Source organism: Bradyrhizobium sp. CB82, assembly GCF_029714405.1.
Lineage (GTDB): Bacteria > Pseudomonadota > Alphaproteobacteria > Rhizobiales > Xanthobacteraceae > Bradyrhizobium.
In genome coordinates, this window is record NZ_CP121650.1 from 4,278,107 (window position 1) to 4,294,104 (window position 15,998).

14 protein-coding genes are annotated in these 15,998 nt (G+C 63.9%); all 14 read left to right on the forward strand.

Annotation, left to right across the window (positions count from 1 at the left end):
- Nucleotides 1–30: 30 nt before the first annotated feature.
- The 14 genes from QA640_RS20565 to QA640_RS20625 all read left to right on the forward strand — a co-directional run bounded on the left by QA640_RS20565 (nucleotide 31) and on the right by QA640_RS20625 (nucleotide 15,667).
- Nucleotides 31–2,019, forward strand: coding sequence for an acetoacetate--CoA ligase (locus QA640_RS20565; protein WP_283042408.1), 1,989 nt, complete (start codon nucleotides 31–33; stop codon nucleotides 2,017–2,019).
- 344 nt (nucleotides 2,020–2,363) lie between these two features.
- Nucleotides 2,364–3,182: an SDR family NAD(P)-dependent oxidoreductase gene (locus QA640_RS20570; protein WP_283042409.1), complete on the forward strand. Its 819-nt coding sequence runs from the start codon at nucleotides 2,364–2,366 to the stop codon at nucleotides 3,180–3,182.
- The gene (locus QA640_RS48360; protein WP_349253751.1) at nucleotides 3,183–3,422 is read left to right on the forward strand and encodes a hypothetical protein; all 240 of its coding nucleotides are present in this window, start codon (nucleotides 3,183–3,185) and stop codon (nucleotides 3,420–3,422) included. It abuts the gene before it with no gap.
- Between the two features lie 39 nt (nucleotides 3,423–3,461).
- Nucleotides 3,462–4,358: an SDR family NAD(P)-dependent oxidoreductase gene (locus QA640_RS20575; protein WP_283042410.1), complete on the forward strand. Its 897-nt coding sequence runs from the start codon at nucleotides 3,462–3,464 to the stop codon at nucleotides 4,356–4,358.
- Between the two features lie 147 nt (nucleotides 4,359–4,505).
- Nucleotides 4,506–5,708, forward strand: a complete 1,203-nt coding sequence (locus QA640_RS20580; protein WP_283042411.1) for an ABC transporter substrate-binding protein — start codon at nucleotides 4,506–4,508, stop codon at nucleotides 5,706–5,708.
- Nucleotides 5,709–5,843: 135 nt separating this feature from the next.
- A complete protein-coding gene (locus QA640_RS20585) occupies nucleotides 5,844–6,731 on the forward strand; it encodes an AraC family transcriptional regulator (protein ID WP_283042412.1) in 888 nt (295 codons plus the stop codon).
- A 168-nt stretch (nucleotides 6,732–6,899) separates the two neighbouring features.
- Entirely contained in the window at nucleotides 6,900–8,024 is a 1,125-nt protein-coding gene (locus QA640_RS20590; protein WP_283042413.1) for a maleylacetate reductase, read from the forward strand.
- A 25-nt stretch (nucleotides 8,025–8,049) separates the two neighbouring features.
- Nucleotides 8,050–8,952, forward strand: a complete 903-nt coding sequence (locus QA640_RS20595; protein ID WP_283042414.1) for an intradiol ring-cleavage dioxygenase — start codon at nucleotides 8,050–8,052, stop codon at nucleotides 8,950–8,952.
- The gene (locus QA640_RS20600) at nucleotides 8,949–10,778 is read left to right on the forward strand and encodes an FAD-dependent monooxygenase (protein WP_283042415.1); all 1,830 of its coding nucleotides are present in this window, start codon (nucleotides 8,949–8,951) and stop codon (nucleotides 10,776–10,778) included. Before QA640_RS20595 ends, QA640_RS20600 begins: the two co-directional genes overlap by 4 nt.
- Before the next feature lie 81 nt (nucleotides 10,779–10,859).
- Entirely contained in the window at nucleotides 10,860–12,185 is a 1,326-nt protein-coding gene (locus QA640_RS20605) for an ABC transporter substrate-binding protein (protein WP_283042416.1), read from the forward strand.
- Nucleotides 12,186–12,269: 84 nt separating this feature from the next.
- Nucleotides 12,270–12,983: an ABC transporter ATP-binding protein gene (locus QA640_RS20610; protein ID WP_283042417.1), complete on the forward strand. Its 714-nt coding sequence runs from the start codon at nucleotides 12,270–12,272 to the stop codon at nucleotides 12,981–12,983.
- Nucleotides 12,980–13,684, forward strand: coding sequence for an ABC transporter ATP-binding protein (locus QA640_RS20615; RefSeq protein WP_283042418.1), 705 nt, complete (start codon nucleotides 12,980–12,982; stop codon nucleotides 13,682–13,684). Before QA640_RS20610 ends, QA640_RS20615 begins: the two co-directional genes overlap by 4 nt.
- 7 nt (nucleotides 13,685–13,691) lie before the next feature.
- Nucleotides 13,692–14,558, forward strand: coding sequence for a branched-chain amino acid ABC transporter permease (locus tag QA640_RS20620; protein WP_283042419.1), 867 nt, complete (start codon nucleotides 13,692–13,694; stop codon nucleotides 14,556–14,558).
- A complete protein-coding gene (locus tag QA640_RS20625) occupies nucleotides 14,555–15,667 on the forward strand; it encodes a branched-chain amino acid ABC transporter permease (protein ID WP_283042420.1) in 1,113 nt (370 codons plus the stop codon). Before QA640_RS20620 ends, QA640_RS20625 begins: the two co-directional genes overlap by 4 nt.
- The last annotated feature ends 331 nt before the right edge of the window (nucleotides 15,668–15,998 follow it).

The window sequence follows — 15,998 nt, forward strand, 5'->3', positions numbered from 1 at the left end:
AGGGCGCCGCAAGTAGTGAAAGAACTGACGATGAAAGCAACTGCGACTTTGGAGCTGCTGTGGACCCCGTCCGAGGACAAGATCGTCGGGTCTCGCTTGTGGGATTACATGGGTTGGCTTGATGAGCGCCAGGGTCGCAAGTTCGAGGACTACGAGGACCTCTGGCGCTGGTCGACGAGCGACTTGAACACCTTCTGGGGATCGATCTGGGACTATTTCGACGTGCGGGCAGACGGCGACCCGACCCCCGTGCTGCAATCGGACGCGATGCCCGGCGTCGATTGGTTTCCGAATACCCGCCTGAACTATGCCGAGCACATCTTCCGCGCTGCTCGGCCCGTATCGCCTGCGCTCGTCGTGCTCAGTGAAACGGGCGAGGCCCGGGAGGTTAGTTGGGAAGCTCTGCGGCAACAGACGGCCGCGCTGGCGGCAACACTGCGTCGTCTGGGCATCAAGCGGGGTGACCGCGTTGCCGCCTACCTGCCCAATCGCCCGGAGACGGTCGTTGCGCTTCTGGCGTGCGCCAGTATTGGCGCCATCTGGTCCAGCTGCTCTCCCGAGATGGGGCGAACCATGGTGCTCGATCGTTTCAGCCAGATCGAACCGAAAGTTCTGTTTGCGGCCGACAGCTACACTTATAACGGCAAGACCCACGATCGCGCGCCTATCGTCGAGGATTTGCGCGAAGGGCTTCCGAGCGTCGGCCAGATCATTCATGTTCCCGGCCCGCTCGCGGCGGAGAGACCGATCCGATGGCGCAACGTGATGAGCTGGGGCGATGCCGTCAGCGGCGACGCCGAATTGCAGTTCGATCGAGTGCCGTTCTCGCACCCGCTCTGGATCGTCTATTCCTCCGGAACGACGGGCTTGCCGAAGGGGATCGTACACGGCCACGGCGGTATCGTCCTTACCCATCTCAAAACCATGTCGCTCCAGCACGACCTGCGTCCCGGCGAACGCCTGATGTTCCTGGCAAGCACTGGATGGATCGTGTGGAACCTGCAGGTCGGTGCGCTGCTGACCGGTGCCTCGATCGTGCTGTACGACGGCAATCCGGCCTGGCCGGACAATCGGGCGATCTGGAAATTGCTGGATGCATACGACGTCACGCATTTCGGCTGCGGCGCCGCGTTTCTCACCAACTGCATGAAGGACGGCTTGCGCCCTGAGGAATTCGTCGCGCTGGAGAAGCTGCGGTCGATCAGCTCGACCGGCTCGCCGCTGCCGGTCGAGGCCTATCGGTGGGTCTACGACGCGATCAAATCAGATATTTGGCTTGCGTCGATCAGCGGCGGCACCGACATAGCTTCGGGCTTCGTGAGCTGCAGTCCTGTGCTGCCGGTCCATGCCGGAGAAATCCAATGCCGTGAACTGGGCGTCGCAGCATTCGCCTTCAACGAGGCGGGTGAACCGGTCATCGACGAGGTCGGCGAGCTCGTCATCGTCAAGCCGATGCCGTCGATGCCGATATTCTTCTGGAACGATGAGGGCGGCCGACGCTACCAGGAGAGCTACTTCGAGCAGTTTCCCGGCCGCTGGCGACATGGCGACTGGATCCGTTTTTCAGCCGCCGGGACCAGCCAGATCTACGGTCGCTCCGATACCACAATCAACCGGTTTGGCATCCGTATCGGAACCGCGGAGATCTATCGCGTTGTCGAGGATATTGCAGAAATCCGCGACAGTCTGGTTGTCGACCTCGAGTATCTCGGGCGAGAATCCTACATGCCGCTCTTTGTCGTGCTGCAGCCGGGGCTCATGCTCACCGATGAACTAAAGGCGAGGATCGCCACACAGATCCGCACCTACGGCTCCGCTCGCCACGTGCCGAGCGAGATCTTCCAGGTCGAGGAGATCCCACGCACCCTGACCGGCAAGAAGATGGAGCTTCCGGTGCGCAAGCTGCTGCTTGGCACTCCTGCCGAAAGGGTGGCGAGCCCCGATTCCATGGCGAACCCGGCGAGCCTCGAATACTTCGTCAGGTTCGCGGAGCAGCTGAACCTGCCGCAGCGGGTGTAAGGGCAGGAATGGCACTGCCGCCGTGCCGCAAGCTCTGTCCACGCCCGGTGCGTATCGACGCGGATGAACTGAGGAATCCCTTCTTTTTTCAAGTGGCCGACGATGATGCCGCATTGCGACATGCAGTTTGTGTCAGTTTTTTGCAAGCCGGATCGATTTGTGCAGGCGGCGGTATCCTGCTTCTCCTAAATTGCTTCAACAAACGCTTCGCAAGAACGACGCGGAATTCTGGGGGAGACGCGCATGGCATTGACCAATGCTGGCGGGGCGACCTCGCATTGGCTTGCGAACAGCTAGACATCCCGGGGATGTCCTAGGCTATTCGATTAGGGCGGGAGCTGATGATGTTCGAGAGGTTCTCTGTCGAGGGATATGGCGCGATTGTCACGGGCGGCGCCAGCGGCATCGGTCTCGCTTTTGTCGAAGCACTGGCCGATAGCGGTGCACGGGTCGCGATCCTTGATGTGGACTCGATCTCCCTGGGCAAACAGGTGGACCGGCTCTCCGCAAGAGGTTTGGACGTTCGAGGTCACAAACTTGATGTGACTGATCGCAAGGCGGTCGATCAGGTCTTCGCAGAAGTCACAGCAGAATACGGACGCCTCGACGTCGTTTTTGCCAACGCAGGCATCGACCCGGGAATTGGCTTTTCCAACCCGGACGGCAGCCCGTCCGAGGCAGGTGCTATCGAAAACTACGAGGACGAGCGGTGGAACAGAAATATTGAGGTTAATCTCAATGGCATCTTCGCCACCATTCGCGCTGCCGCGCGCCACATGAAACGAGGCGGAGGAGGCGGGAGCATCGTCGTCACAACGTCGATCGCCGCCTACTTGAATGAGGGCATGATAGGGGCAGCCTACATGGCCGCGAAGGCTGGAGCAGCTCATCTGGCGCGCAACGCTGCTCTCGAACTGGCCCAATACAAAATCCGCGTGAACGCAGTCGCGCCCGGGTTCGTCGTCACGAACATAGGAGGTGGGTGGCTAAAGCAGCCCGAGGTCCAAAACTCAATAGGAGCCACGATCCCGATCGGCCGCATTGGAGACGCTGACGACCTGAAGGGATTAGCTCTTTTCCTGTCGTCCCCCGCGTCTAGCTACATTACCGGTGCGCAAATTCCGATTGATGGCGGTGTGAGTCTTGGAAAGAGGCCCGCTTGAATCGGCGGCGAATGGTGGAAGGCGGCCGCGGACGCTGTCGAAGACAAGCATGGCATCGCCGTCGCGGTGGTCACGATCGGCCCAGTTGGATGCGCTGCACTTGACATTTACGCCGACTGGTATCGACAGTGCGAAATTGAGGAGAGCGGTTGTGTCCTGGTGCGGCCTGACACGTTCGTGGCATGGCGCATCCGTGAAGCGACGCCAGAGGCATCGCTCATGCTCGAGAAGGCGCGATGACGTCGAGGGGCGAGCGCAAGGGATCAGGAGCGCCATCAAATGAAAGATATCGAAGATAAGGTCGCGTTCATCACGGGAGGCGCGAGTGGGATCGGGTTCGGAATGGCCCGCGCGTTCCTGCAACATGGGGTGAAGGTCGTTATCGCGGACGTCCGTCAATCGCATCTCGATGCGGCGGCTTCCGCCCTCGATCGCTCCAACAAGAACTACCATCTGATCCGTCTGGACGTTACCGACCGCGAGTCAACGGCACGGGCGGCGACGGAGACCGAGAAGGTATTCGGCAAGGTCCACATACTCTGCAACAATGCAGGCGTATCGAGCATGGTGCCTATGGAAGACGCGAGCTTCGCGGATTGGGATTTTGTGATGAACATCAACGTCGGGGGCGTCGTCAACGGCGTCGCGACGTTCGTTCCCCGGATTCGAGCGCATGGAGAAGGTGGTCACATCGTCAACACCTCCTCGATGGCCGGCATTCTCGCTCTTCCAAATCCCGGCGGCATCTACTCGACATCCAAATTCGCGGTGCGCGGCCTGACGGAGTCGTTGCGAATGGCGCTCGGACCGCACAACATCGGCGTTTCGCTCCTTTGTCCCGGCCTAGTTCGCAGCAATCTCGTCGACACGACGCTTCACCTCAACACGTTCGGTTCTGCTCAATCGGCGGGCGGCCCGTTCGCGGCCGGCGGTTCGCCGTTGGAAGCCGGGATGGATCCTCTCGCCGTAGGCGAACGGGTGGTCGAAGGAATCGTCGGGAACGAGCCATACATTCTTCCGCACGGCGAATTCAAAGACGAAGTCGCAGAGTCGTTCGGAGAGATACTTCAGTCGTTCCCGACCAATCGAGACATCGATCCGAAACGGCAACAGTTCGAAGCGATGCGCCGGCAAGCGACGACGGAGGCCAAGCGCTTGGCTGCAAGCATTGGTTAGAACTTCGATCTGGCGCTCGAGGACCCCGCCCATCTCCATTGGACGCCCGCTCGCAGCCGAGTAATTCGAAAGACGTCGCAAGAATCGTGGGAAAGCTATGCCCCGGACAAACAGCCGCTCTCAGCGCGGCCTATCAGGGAGGTGTCGATGCGAAGCGCTATCGCAGCTGCAGGGCTGTACGTGGTCTGGTCCGTTCTCGCGGCGCCGGCTGTAGCCGAAGACGAGCCCGGTATCACCGCGACCGAGATCCGCATCGGACAGACCATGCCCTATAGCGGGCCGGTGTCCGCCTTCGGCATCCTCGGCAAGGGCGAGGTCGCATATTTCAAGATGGTCAACGACCGCGGCGGCATCAACGGCCGCAAAGTCAACCTGCTCTCGCTCGACGACAGCTACGTGCCACCCAAGACCGTGGAGCAGACGCGCCGGCTGATCGAGAGCGACCAGGTTTCGTTCATCTTCTCGACTATGGGGACCGCGCATAACACGGCGATCGCCAAATATCTGCAGGGCAAGAAGGTGCCCCAGCTGTTCGTCGCCTCGGGCGCCTCGAAGTTCGGCGACCTTACGCAGTTTCCCCTGGCGCTGATGGGCGTGATGGCACCGTTCCGCAACGAGGCCCGCATGTATGCGCGCTATGCCCTGCAGAAGAAACCCGAGGCGACCTTCGCGGTGCTGGCGCAGAACGACGATTTCGGCCGCGATTACCTTTCCGGGCTCAAGGATGTGCTCGGCGATCGGTTCGACACGGCAGTCACGGCGGCGACCTACGAGCCGACCGAGCCGACGATCGACTCCCAGATCGTGAAGCTCAAATCGACCGGCGCGGATGCGCTCGTGATCGCCGCGACGCCGAAATTCGCTGCGCAGGCGATCCGCAAGACTTACGAGATCAACTGGCGTCCGATGACGTTCCTGACCAATGTGTCGGTATGGATGTCCTCGGTGATGGAGCCCGCCGGGCTCGACGCCGGCACCGGCATCATTTCGAGTGCCTATGTCAAAGATCCGCTCGATCCGGCCTGGGCGGACGACCCCGGCGTGAAGGGGTGGCGCGACTACATGGCCAAATACGTACCTGATGGCGATGTCCGCGACTCCAACTACGTCAACAGTTACAACAACGGCATGGGGCTGGAGCACGTGCTTAAGGCGGCCGGCGACGACCTCAGTCGCGAGAACATTCTGCGGCAGGCGCTGTCGATCAAAGACCTGGAATTGCCGATGCTACTGCCCGGCATCAAGGTCAATACCGGCGAGAGTGACCATCTGCCGGTCGAGCAGCTGCAGTTCATGCGCTTCACCGGCAAGCGGTGGGAGCGGTTCGGTGAGGTGCTCTCGACCAAGTAGCGTCGACATCGGGAGATTTTCGTCGGTGATCGATCGCCATTGCGCTGCAGCAACGATGGGAGCGATTGTATTGAAAATTGAGGGCCATTGGGTTTTACTCCGCGGCACCGAAGCCTCGAGCCCTTGGTCTGTCGGATGCAGGCGACGTCGAATTTTGGGGTGCAGGAGACGCACGGGATCCTGAACCGCTTCCAGGCCGAATTCCGCGGCTCGAGCGAAGGGCTCGGCTGGTCGTCCGCATTTGCCTCGGTTCAGCGCGAACGACCGTTTGAGGGGCACTTCCACGCACTATCCGACAATCTGATGGTGTTACATCGGGGCGGCCCGGTCGACATCACGTATGTGATGGAGGGCAAGTCGGTCGCCCGGCACATCCCGCGCGGTGGCGTTTTCTTCCTGCCGGCGGGCCATGCATGCAACGTGCTCCTGCGCGAACCGCTGGAATCCACCCATATCTATCTGCGCTCCGACCTTTTCGCCGGCCCTGACGGGTCACCCGGCGTGATCAGCGGCCTCGCGCCGATGCTCGGCGATCAGGACGCTGTGCTGGAGCATCTTGCCTCGGCGATCGGTGATACCATCACCGGTGGTCTGCCGGCCTCGTCGCTCTTCATCGATCCGATCGCGCAAGCGATCGCCAACCGTTTCGTGGCGATCAACTTCCACAAGCCGAGCACGGAAGCCGGCAAGCATCCGAACCTGCTCAGTGGCAGGCAGATGGCACGCATTCGCGAATTCGTTGATGCCAATATCGATAGCGATATCCGCCTCGACCAGCTGGCGGAGCTGTGTGGCCGCAGCACCGAGTATTTCGTGCGGCTTTTCAAGGCGACCAGCGGCGTCTCGCCTTATCAATACGTGCTCAATTTGCGCATAGAGCGCGCCAGGGCGCTGCTTGCCGACGAGACCCTGAGTCTGGCCGAGATCGCGCTGGCTTGCGGCTTCTCCCATCAAGAGCATTTCACGCGGATGTTCCGCCGCTTTACTGGCATAACACCCGGACGATACCGACACAGCCACTAGGTTCCGCTGATCGCGGCCGGGGCGGTCGAAGGCCCGATTCGGCCCTGCATTATTTTTCCGGTTTTGTGCAAATTTTCTTCGGTTTCGTGCAGGCCCGCCGCGCCAGCCTGCCCCTAGCTTCCTCCCAACGACATGAGATCGCCGGTCCGCCGGCTTGGGAGGATTACCATGAGCATCGCGCTGGTCGATGCCGGAGGCGCGTCCGTTGCGACGGCCGGTGATGCCGGCAAGGGCGCGTTTGCCTATTGCTCGCAGCAATATCGCGTCCTGTTCGGTGCCGGCACCTCGGCGCGACTCGGCGAGGAGGCAGAGCGCCTCGGCATCAAGCGGGCGCTGGTGCTGACCACAAGTGAGCAGCACGACCTCGGGCGACGGCTCGGCACAGGCCTCGGTGACAGGCTCGCCGGACTGTTTACCGGCGCACGCATGCATACGCCGGTTGAAGTCACCAACGAAGCGCTTCGGATTGTGGAGTCCCGCGACATCGACGGGCTGGTCGCGATCGGCGGCGGCTCGACGGTCGGACTCGGCAAGGCGCTCTCGCTGCGCTCGGGATTGCCGCATATCGCGATGCCGACCACCTATGCCGGCTCCGAGATGACGCCGATTCTTGGCGAGACCCGCAACGGCATCAAGACCACGCAGCAATCCCAGGATCTGGTGCCGGATACCGTCATCTACGACGTCGATCTCACCATCAGCCTGCCGCCGCACATCTCCGCCGCCAGCGGCCTGAACGCGATCGCCCACGCCGTCGAGGCGCTTTATGCGCCCGACGCCAATCCTCTGACCTCGCTGATGGCGGAGGATGGCATCGCCGCGCTCGCCCGCGCGCTGCCGCGCATCGTGGTGGCGCCCGCCGATCCCGGCGCCCGTCGCGATGCGCTCTATGGCGCCTGGCTGTGCGGCGTCTGCCTCGGCGCGGTCGGCATGTCGCTGCACCACAAGCTCTGCCACGTGCTGGGCGGCATGTTCAACCTGCCGCATGCCGAAACTCACGCGATCGTGCTGCCGCACGCCACCGCCTACAACGCCGCCGCCGCGTCTGAGGCCATGACTCGCGTCGCGCGGGCGCTGCACAGCGCCAACGCTCCGCAGGGCCTGTTTGACCTTGCCCGGCAGCTCGCGCTGCCGCGCGCGCTCGCCGACATCGGAATGCCCGAGGACGGCATCGCACGCGCCGCGGAGATGGCGGTGCGCAACCCATATGCCAACCCCAGACCGATTGATCGCGCCCCGATCGAGCAATTGATCGCGGCAGCCTGGCGCGGCGATGCGCCCGCGCAGGACTGAACCTCAGGGATCCAAGGACAACACCATGGCCAATTTCAACGAGCATAACCTCACTGACGAGGTGGTTCGCAGCTTCGCCAACACGCCGAACAAGCGGCTGAAGTTCCTCATCGAGGAGACGGTGAAATCGCTGCACGATCTGGTGCGCCGCACCGAACTCACCTTCGAGGAATGGAATCAGGCGATCGAGTTCCTGACCCGCACCGGCCAGACCTGCACGCCGCTGCGCCAGGAGTTCATCCTGCTCTCCGACGTGCTCGGCGTCTCGATGCTGGTCGACGCGGTCAATCACCGCGAGCGCGAGGGCGCGACCGAGACCACGGTGCTCGGCCCGTTCTATGTCGGCGAGCACCGCGTTACGCCGCACGGTGCCAATATCTCCGAGGGCATCGACGGTGAAGTGATGTTCGTGCAGGGCCGCGTCACCGACCTCGCCGGCAAGCCGCTCGCCGGTGCCGAGATCGACGTCTGGCATGCCGACGACGACGGCTTCTACGATTCGCAGAAGGCCGATTACGCGACCCACGGTCCGTCGCTGCGCGCGCGCTTCGTCGCCGATGCCGACGGCCGCTTCTCGTTCCGCACTATCTTGCCGTGCAGCTATCCGATCCCGACCGACGGCCCGGTCGGCGATCTCATCACCGCCACGCAGCGTCATCCGATGCGCCCCGCGCATGTGCACTTCCTGGTCAAGGCCGAAGGCTACGAGCCGCTGATCACCCACGTCTTCCTCGACGGCGACCAATATCTGCGCAGCGACGTGGTGTTCGGCGTCAAGGACGAGCTCATCGCGCGCGTCGAGCCGCGCAACGAAGCAGCGCTGCCGAACGGCGAGCAGGTCTCCGGCCCGTGGCACCTGATGACTTACGACTTCCAGATGAAACCGGGCGCAGGGCTGGTGCCCCGGCCGATGATGGCGGCGGAATGACGATCGCAACCAACAACACGACCAAGGAGAGGATGATGACCAGCAAACCGATCGAGACCGACGTGCTTGTCGTCGGCAGCGGCCCGGCCGGCGCGACGGCGGCAGCGCTGCTCGGCATGTACGGCGTCAAGCACATCTTGGTGACGAAATATGGCTGGCTGGCTGACACGCCGCGCGCCCACATCACCAACCAGCGTGCGATGGAGGTGCTGCGCGATCTCGGCCTCGAGGACAAGGCGGTGGCGCAGGCGGTGCCGCAGCATCTGATGGCCAACAACGTGTTCTGCGAAAGCCTCGCCGGCGAGGAGTTCGGCCGGCTCTATTCCTGGGGCAATCATCCCTCGCGCAAGGCGGATTACGATCTCTCCAGTCCGACCCGGATCTGCGACCTGCCGCAGAATTTGCTCGAGCCGATCCTGATCGAGGCCGCCGGCCAGCGCGGCACTTCGCTGTGCTTCAACACCGAGTTCGTCGACCTGGTGCAGGATGCCGACGGCGTCACGGCAACGGTGAAGGATCGGCTATCCGGCGAGACCTACCAGATCCGCGCGAAGTATCTGATCGGCGCCGATGGCGGCCGCAGCCGGGTTGCCGAGGTGATCGGGCTGCCGATGGAGGGGCAGATGGGCCGCGCCGGCAGCATGAACATCATCGTGCAGGCGGACTTAAGCAAATACGTCGCGCACAGGCCGAGTGTACTCTATTGGGTGCTGCAGCCTGGCGCTGAGATCGGCGGCATCGGCGCCGGCCTGATCCGAATGGTGCGGCCCTGGAACGAATGGCTGATCATCTGGGGCTACGACATCGAGCAGGGCGAGCGCAAGCTCTCTAATGACGAGGCGATCTCGATCGTGCGCAATCTCGTCGGCGACGAGACGTTGGAGGTCAAGGTTCGCTCGACCTCGACCTGGACCGTGAACGAGATGTATGCCGGCCACTACGCCTCCGGCCGCGTGTTCTGCGTCGGCGATGCCGTGCACCGCCATCCGCCGACCAACGGCCTCGGCTCCAACACCTCGATCCAGGACTCCTATAATTTGTGCTGGAAGCTGAAGCTGGTGCTCGAGGGCCATGCGGCGCCGTCGCTGCTCGAGACCTATTCGGCTGAGCGCCAGCCGGTCGGCAAGCAGATCGTGACCCGCGCCAACAAGAGCATCGGCGACTTCCCGCCGATCTTCGAGGCGGTGGGACTTGTCGCCTCGACCGATCCGATTGAGGCGCGCAAGGCGATCGCCGCGCGCAAGGCGCCGACCGCCGAGGGCAAGGCGCGCCGCAAGAAGCTCTATGAGGCCATCGCCAACAAGAGCTACGAGTTCAACTGCCACGGCGTCGAGATGAACCAGCGCTATGGCTCGACCGCCGTGGTGTCCGACGGAACGCCGATGCCGGCCTTCAGCCGCGATCACGAACTTTATTATCAGGCCACCACCTGGCCCGGCGCGCACTTGCCGCATGTCTGGGTCGAGCATCAGGGCAAGCGCAAATCGACGCTCGATCTTGTCGGCAAGGGCCGTTTCACGCTGCTCACCGGGATCGGGGGCGATGGCTGGAAGGCGGCGGCTGCCGCGATCGAGAAGGCCTACGGCCTGCCGGTCGATGTCGTCACCATCGGCCCGCAAGGCTGCGATGCGCTCGACATTTATGCCGACTGGTATCGCCAGAGCGAAGTCGACGAGGACGGCTGCGTGCTGGTGCGTCCCGACATGTATGTCGCCTGGCGCGCCAGAGAGGCGGCAGTGAATGCCCCCGACGTGCTGCTCGACGTGTTCGGCCAGATCCTCGGCCGTAGCGCGAAGGCGCAGGCGAAGTCCGTCGCCGCCGCGTGATGCGACGCTGCGCGGATAATTTTCCAGAACGGAATGAACGGCAGCCGGCTTGAAGACCGGCTTGCCTCAAGGGAGGGGAAGATGACCAAGGACCTACTGAACATAAAGTCTTTCGATCGCCGCCGTGTGCTGCAGGGCATCGCCGGTGGTTTCGCCGCCGCAGGCTCGACGACTTTGTTCGCGCCGGCGGTGCGGGCGGCCAACAAGCCGATCAAGATCGGCTATGTCTCTCCGAAGAGCGGTCCGCTGGCGGCCTTTGCCGAAGCTGACGATTTCGTGCTCGGCGAGTTCAGAAAGTTCATCAAGGATGGCGTCAAGGTCGGATCACAGACCTACTCGGTCGAGGTGGTGACAAAAGACAGTCAGTCAAATCCGAACCGCGCCGCCGAGGTCGCCAAGGAGCTGATCACCCGTGACAATGTCGGGCTGATCGTGGTCGGCGCCACGCCCGAAACCAACAATCCGGTGGCGACGCAGTGCGAGCTCGAGCAGGTGCCGTGCATCTCTTCCGTCGCGCCGTGGCAGACCAACTTCATCGGTCGGCAGGCCAATCCGGGCGATCCCAAGAGCTGGAAGCCGTTCGAATACACCTTCCACTATTTCTGGGGGCTGGAGGACGTGATCGGCGTCTTCACCAGCATGTGGAGCCAGGTCGCGACCAACAAGTCGGTCGGCGCGCTGTTCCCCAACGATGCCGACGGCAACGCCTGGGGCGACACCACCATCGGCTTCCCGCCCGTGTTGGCCAAGCAGGGTTTCAAGCTCACCGATCCCGGCCGCTTCCAGAACCTCAACGACGATTTCAGCTCGCAGATCGCGGCGTTTCGTGGTGCCGATGCCGAAATCGTCACCGGCGTGATCATCCCGCCCGACTTCACCACGTTCTGGAACCAGGCGCGGCAGAAGGGGCTGAAGCCGAAAGTCGTGTCGGTCGCCAAGGCGCTGCTGTTCCCGGCGTCGGTGCAGGCGCTCGGCAAGGGCGGCAACAACATCTCGACCGAGGTGTGGTGGACGCCGACGCATCCCTACAAATCGAGCCTCAGCGGCGTCAGCGCCGCCGATCTGGCCAAGGGATATGAGCAGGCCTCCGGCAAGCAATGGACCCAGCCGATCGGCTTCGTGCATTCGTTGTTCGAGGTCGCGATCGACGCCATCAAACGCTCCGGCGACCCAGCGGATGGCGCGGCGCTCGCGAAGGCGATCGGCGGCACCAAGCTCGATACGATCGTCGGCCAGATCGAGTTCGGCTCCAGCGCCGTGCCGCCGTTCGCCGCGAAGAACATCGCCAAGACGCCGCTGGTCGGCGGCCAGTGGCGGCTCAGCGGCGACAAGTACAACATGGTGATCACGGACAACAAGCTGGCGCCGCAGATTCCGCTCGGCGGAGACATGCAGGCGCTGAGCTAGCGCAAGCCAGCTGCTTCATCGAAGGAAGAGGATGCGTGGCGTTGCTGCGCATCTCCTCTCCGCCGAAACCAGATGTGGGCGACCATGCTCGAACTCCATGCCATCTCGAAACGGTTCGGCGCCATCGTCGTTGCCGACGCGATCGACCTGACGCTGTCCTCCGGCGAGGCGCTGGGCGTGATCGGGCCGAACGGCGCCGGCAAATCGACGCTGTTCAACCTGATCACCGGGCTGCTGCGGCCCGATGCCGGCCGCATCGTTCTCGATGGCGCCGACATCACGGGTCTCTCGCCCGAGGCACGCTGTCGCGCCGGCATCGGGCGCTCGTTCCAGATCCCGCAACCGTTCGACCATCTCTCGGTGTTCGAGAACCTTGCGGTCGCCGCGCTGTTCGGCGGCGGCCTGTCGGAGGCGGATGCGATCCAGCATTGCGGCCGCATGCTCGATCTGACCGGCCTCGAAGCCAAGGCCAATCGGCTCGCGGGCAGCCTGCCGCTGCTCGATCGCAAGCGGCTCGAACTGGCGCGGGCGCTCGCCACCCGGCCGCGCACGCTGTTGCTCGACGAGATCGCGGGCGGCCTCACCGATGCCGAATGCCACGAACTGGTCGAGACCATTCGCACCATACATGCCGAAGGCATCGGCATCATCTGGATCGAGCACGTGGTGCATGCGCTGCTCGCGGTGGTGCAGCGGCTGGTCGTCTTGAACTTTGGCAAGGTCGTCGCCCAGGGCGCACCAGTCGAGGTGATGCGCTCGCGCGAGGTCGAGACCATCTATATGGGCGTGCCGGCATGACCGCGCTGCTCAATGTCACGGCGCTCGATGCGTTCTACGGCGACTTCCAGGCGCTGTTCGGCATCGACTTCGAGCTGAACGAGGGCGAGGCGGTCGCAGTGATCGGCGCCAACGGCGCCGGCAAGTCGACCATGCTGAAATCGCTGGCGGGGCTGATGAAGAACCGTCCCGATGCGATCCGCCTCGAGGGACGGGCGATCGGCGATGCGTCCGCCGCCAGCATCGTCCGGCTCGGCCTCGCGCTGGTGCCGGAGGGCCGCCAGCTGTTTCCCTCGCTCAGCGTCGAGGAGAACCTCTTGATCGGCGCATATGGCGGCAAACGCAGCGCGCCGTGGGATCTCGCCGCGGTCTACCGCATGTTCCCGGTGCTGAAGGAGCGGCGGCGCGGCGCCGTCACCGCGCTGTCGGGCGGGCAGCAGCAGATGGTGGCGATCGGCCGCGCGCTGATGTCCAACCCGTCGGTCCTGCTGTGCGACGAGATCAGCCTCGGCCTCGCGCCGATCGTGGTGGAGGACATCTACCGCATGCTGCCGCAGATCCGCTCAGGCGGTACCGCCGTCGTGCTGGTCGAGCAGGACATCGCCCGCGCGTTGCGGGCTTCGGATCGCTTCTACTGTTTGCAGGAGGGACGGGTGACGCTGAGCGGACGGCCAAGGGATGTCGATCAGGACACGATCCGCGCGGCCTATTTCGGAGCATGAGGGGGCGATGAGCGGGTTCGACACCATCATCGAAGGCGTGCTGCTCGGCGGCGTCTATGCGCTATTCGCGCTCGGCCTGTCGCTGATCTTCGGCATCATGCGCCTGGTCAATCTGGCGCATGGCGACCTGATCCTGCTTGCAGCCTATCTGGTGCTCAGCGCCACCACCGCGCTCGGTCTGCCGCTTGCGGCCGCATCCCTGCTGGTCGTCATCACGATGTTCGTGCTCGGCTTCGTGTTGCAGCGGCTGGTGCTGGAGCGGGCGCTCGGCGACGACATCCTGCCGCCCCTGCTCGTCACCTTCGGCCTGTCGATCGTGATCCAGAACGGACTGCTGCTCGGCTACGGCGCCGACAGCCGCCGGCTGCAGGCAGGCGCCTTCGAATCCTCGTCGGTGGCGCTCGCCCCCGGCCTGAGCGTCGGGCTCGCGCCGCTGACCGCGCTGGTGACGGCGGTTGCCGCCGTCGCGCTGCTCCAGCTCATCTTCTATCGCACCTCGCTCGGCCGCGCCTTCCGCGCCACTGCGGATAATCCCGCGATCGCGCAGTTGATGGGCATCAACGAGCGCAATGTCTACGCCATCGCGGTCGGACTGTCGCTCGCAGTGTCGGTGATCGCCGCTGTTGTGCTCGGTATCCGCGCCAGCTTCGATCCGTCGATCGGACCGGCGCGGCTGCTCTACGCATTCGAGGCGGTGATCATCGGCGGGCTCGGCAGCCTGTGGGGGACGCTGGCGGGCGGCATCGTGCTCGGGCTGGCGCAGGCGATCGGAGGGCGGATCAATCCGGAATGGCAGATCCTGGCCGGCCATCTCGCCTTCCTTGTCGTGCTGATGGTGCGGCCGCGCGGCCTGTTCCCGGCGAGGCGGACATGAGCGTCGAAAGCATCCATATCGCGGCAAGCCGCGAGCAGGGCCCGGTGGACGCGCCGGTGTGGCAGGTTCGGGTCGGCACGCGGCTGTCGCGCGTCGCGGCCGTGGCCGGCATCGCGCTGATCGTGGCGCTGGCCGCGCTGCCCGCGATCGCCTCGCGCAACCTGATCCAGGATCTGATCTTCGTCTTCACCATGCTGACCTTGGCACAGCTCTGGAACGTGCTGGCCGGATGGGGCGGGCTGGTATCGGTCGGGCAGCAGGCGTTTGTCGGGCTCGGCGCCTATGCGCTGTTTGCCGGCATCGTGATGGCCGGGCTCGATCCGGTTGCGGCGATCCCGCTGGCCGGACTGTTCGCGGCGCTGGTCGCGGCGGTGCTCGGGCCGCTGCTGTTCCGGCTGGAAGGGCCATATTTCGCGATCGGCAGCTGGGTCGCCGCCGAAGCGCTGCGGCTGATCTGCGCCCAGTTCAAGTCGCTCGGCGGCGGCACCGGGATGTCGATCTCGCCGGGCGAACTGTCGCAGATGGTCGGGTTGAAGGCGGTGCAGGCGCTGCTTGGCCTGCGCCCGGCGGCCGCGCGTGACGTGCTGGTTTACTGGCTGGCGTTGCTGCTCGCCGTGCTGGTAACGCTCGGCATCTACGCCTTCATGCGCTCGCACCACGGCCTTGCGCTGGCCGCAAGCCGTGACAACGCAGCGGCGGCGCGCAGCGTCGGCGTCCGCACCGCGCGGACTCGCCACGTGCTGTGGATCGCGGTCGCGTTCGCCACCGGCATGGTCGGCGCCGTGGTTTATTTGCAGAAGGCGCGTATTTCCCCTGATGCGGCCTTCAGCGTCACCGACTGGACCGCCTATGTCATCTTCATCGTCGTGATCGGCGGGGTGCGCACCATCGAAGGTCCGATGGTCGGCGTGTTGCTGCTCTGGGGGCTCGTCACCTATCTCGCCCAGTATGGCAGTCTCTATCTGGTCGTGCTCGGCACGCTCGCCATCCTGATCATGCTGTTCATGCCCAACGGCGTCTGGGGCGCGGCAGCTCGACGCTGGCAATTGCAGCCGTTCCCGACCCAGCGCTGGCTCGGCCGCAGCGAGTCCAGTCCAATGCCATTTTGACCAACCTTGTGCCGGGTATCCTCGTCCATTCAGAAGCGCCCCCAGTCCATCTTTGCGCAGGACGCGCTCGGGCGTCCAAGAGGTTTAATTGCTCAAGCCGCTACCGTTTGGACGTGATGGAGCCGCGAGGCGATTCCGCTCCTTGCTTTGAAGAACCCTGTCGAGCGCAAACTGAAAGCTCGATTCGTCGATTTGCGGTTCCCGCCGCTCTTAAGACGTCAGATTGCCTTGGTCCGAAAGGCGGTAGCGCTCCGGTGACTCGAACCCCGATATTTCGAATATGTCGATCTGCCAACCACGACGAACTTTGCAGTTGGATTTCTCATTGTAA

Coding starts and splice junctions, on each gene's coding strand:
- QA640_RS20610 (WP_283042417.1), top strand. CDS start 12,270: ATGCTCGAACTCCATGCCATCTCGAAACGGTTCGGCGCCATCGTCGTT.
- QA640_RS20585 (WP_283042412.1), top strand. CDS start 5,844: ATGCAGGCGACGTCGAATTTTGGGGTGCAGGAGACGCACGGGATCCTG.
- QA640_RS20570 (WP_283042409.1), top strand. CDS start 2,364: ATGTTCGAGAGGTTCTCTGTCGAGGGATATGGCGCGATTGTCACGGGC.
- QA640_RS20565 (WP_283042408.1), top strand. CDS start 31: ATGAAAGCAACTGCGACTTTGGAGCTGCTGTGGACCCCGTCCGAGGAC.
- QA640_RS20625 (WP_283042420.1), top strand. CDS start 14,555: ATGAGCGTCGAAAGCATCCATATCGCGGCAAGCCGCGAGCAGGGCCCG.
- QA640_RS20620 (WP_283042419.1), top strand. CDS start 13,692: ATGAGCGGGTTCGACACCATCATCGAAGGCGTGCTGCTCGGCGGCGTC.
- QA640_RS20600 (WP_283042415.1), top strand. CDS start 8,949: ATGACGATCGCAACCAACAACACGACCAAGGAGAGGATGATGACCAGC.
- QA640_RS20605 (WP_283042416.1), top strand. CDS start 10,860: ATGACCAAGGACCTACTGAACATAAAGTCTTTCGATCGCCGCCGTGTG.
- QA640_RS20615 (WP_283042418.1), top strand. CDS start 12,980: ATGACCGCGCTGCTCAATGTCACGGCGCTCGATGCGTTCTACGGCGAC.
- QA640_RS20575 (WP_283042410.1), top strand. CDS start 3,462: ATGAAAGATATCGAAGATAAGGTCGCGTTCATCACGGGAGGCGCGAGT.
- QA640_RS20580 (WP_283042411.1), top strand. CDS start 4,506: ATGCGAAGCGCTATCGCAGCTGCAGGGCTGTACGTGGTCTGGTCCGTT.
- QA640_RS20595 (WP_283042414.1), top strand. CDS start 8,050: ATGGCCAATTTCAACGAGCATAACCTCACTGACGAGGTGGTTCGCAGC.
- QA640_RS20590 (WP_283042413.1), top strand. CDS start 6,900: ATGAGCATCGCGCTGGTCGATGCCGGAGGCGCGTCCGTTGCGACGGCC.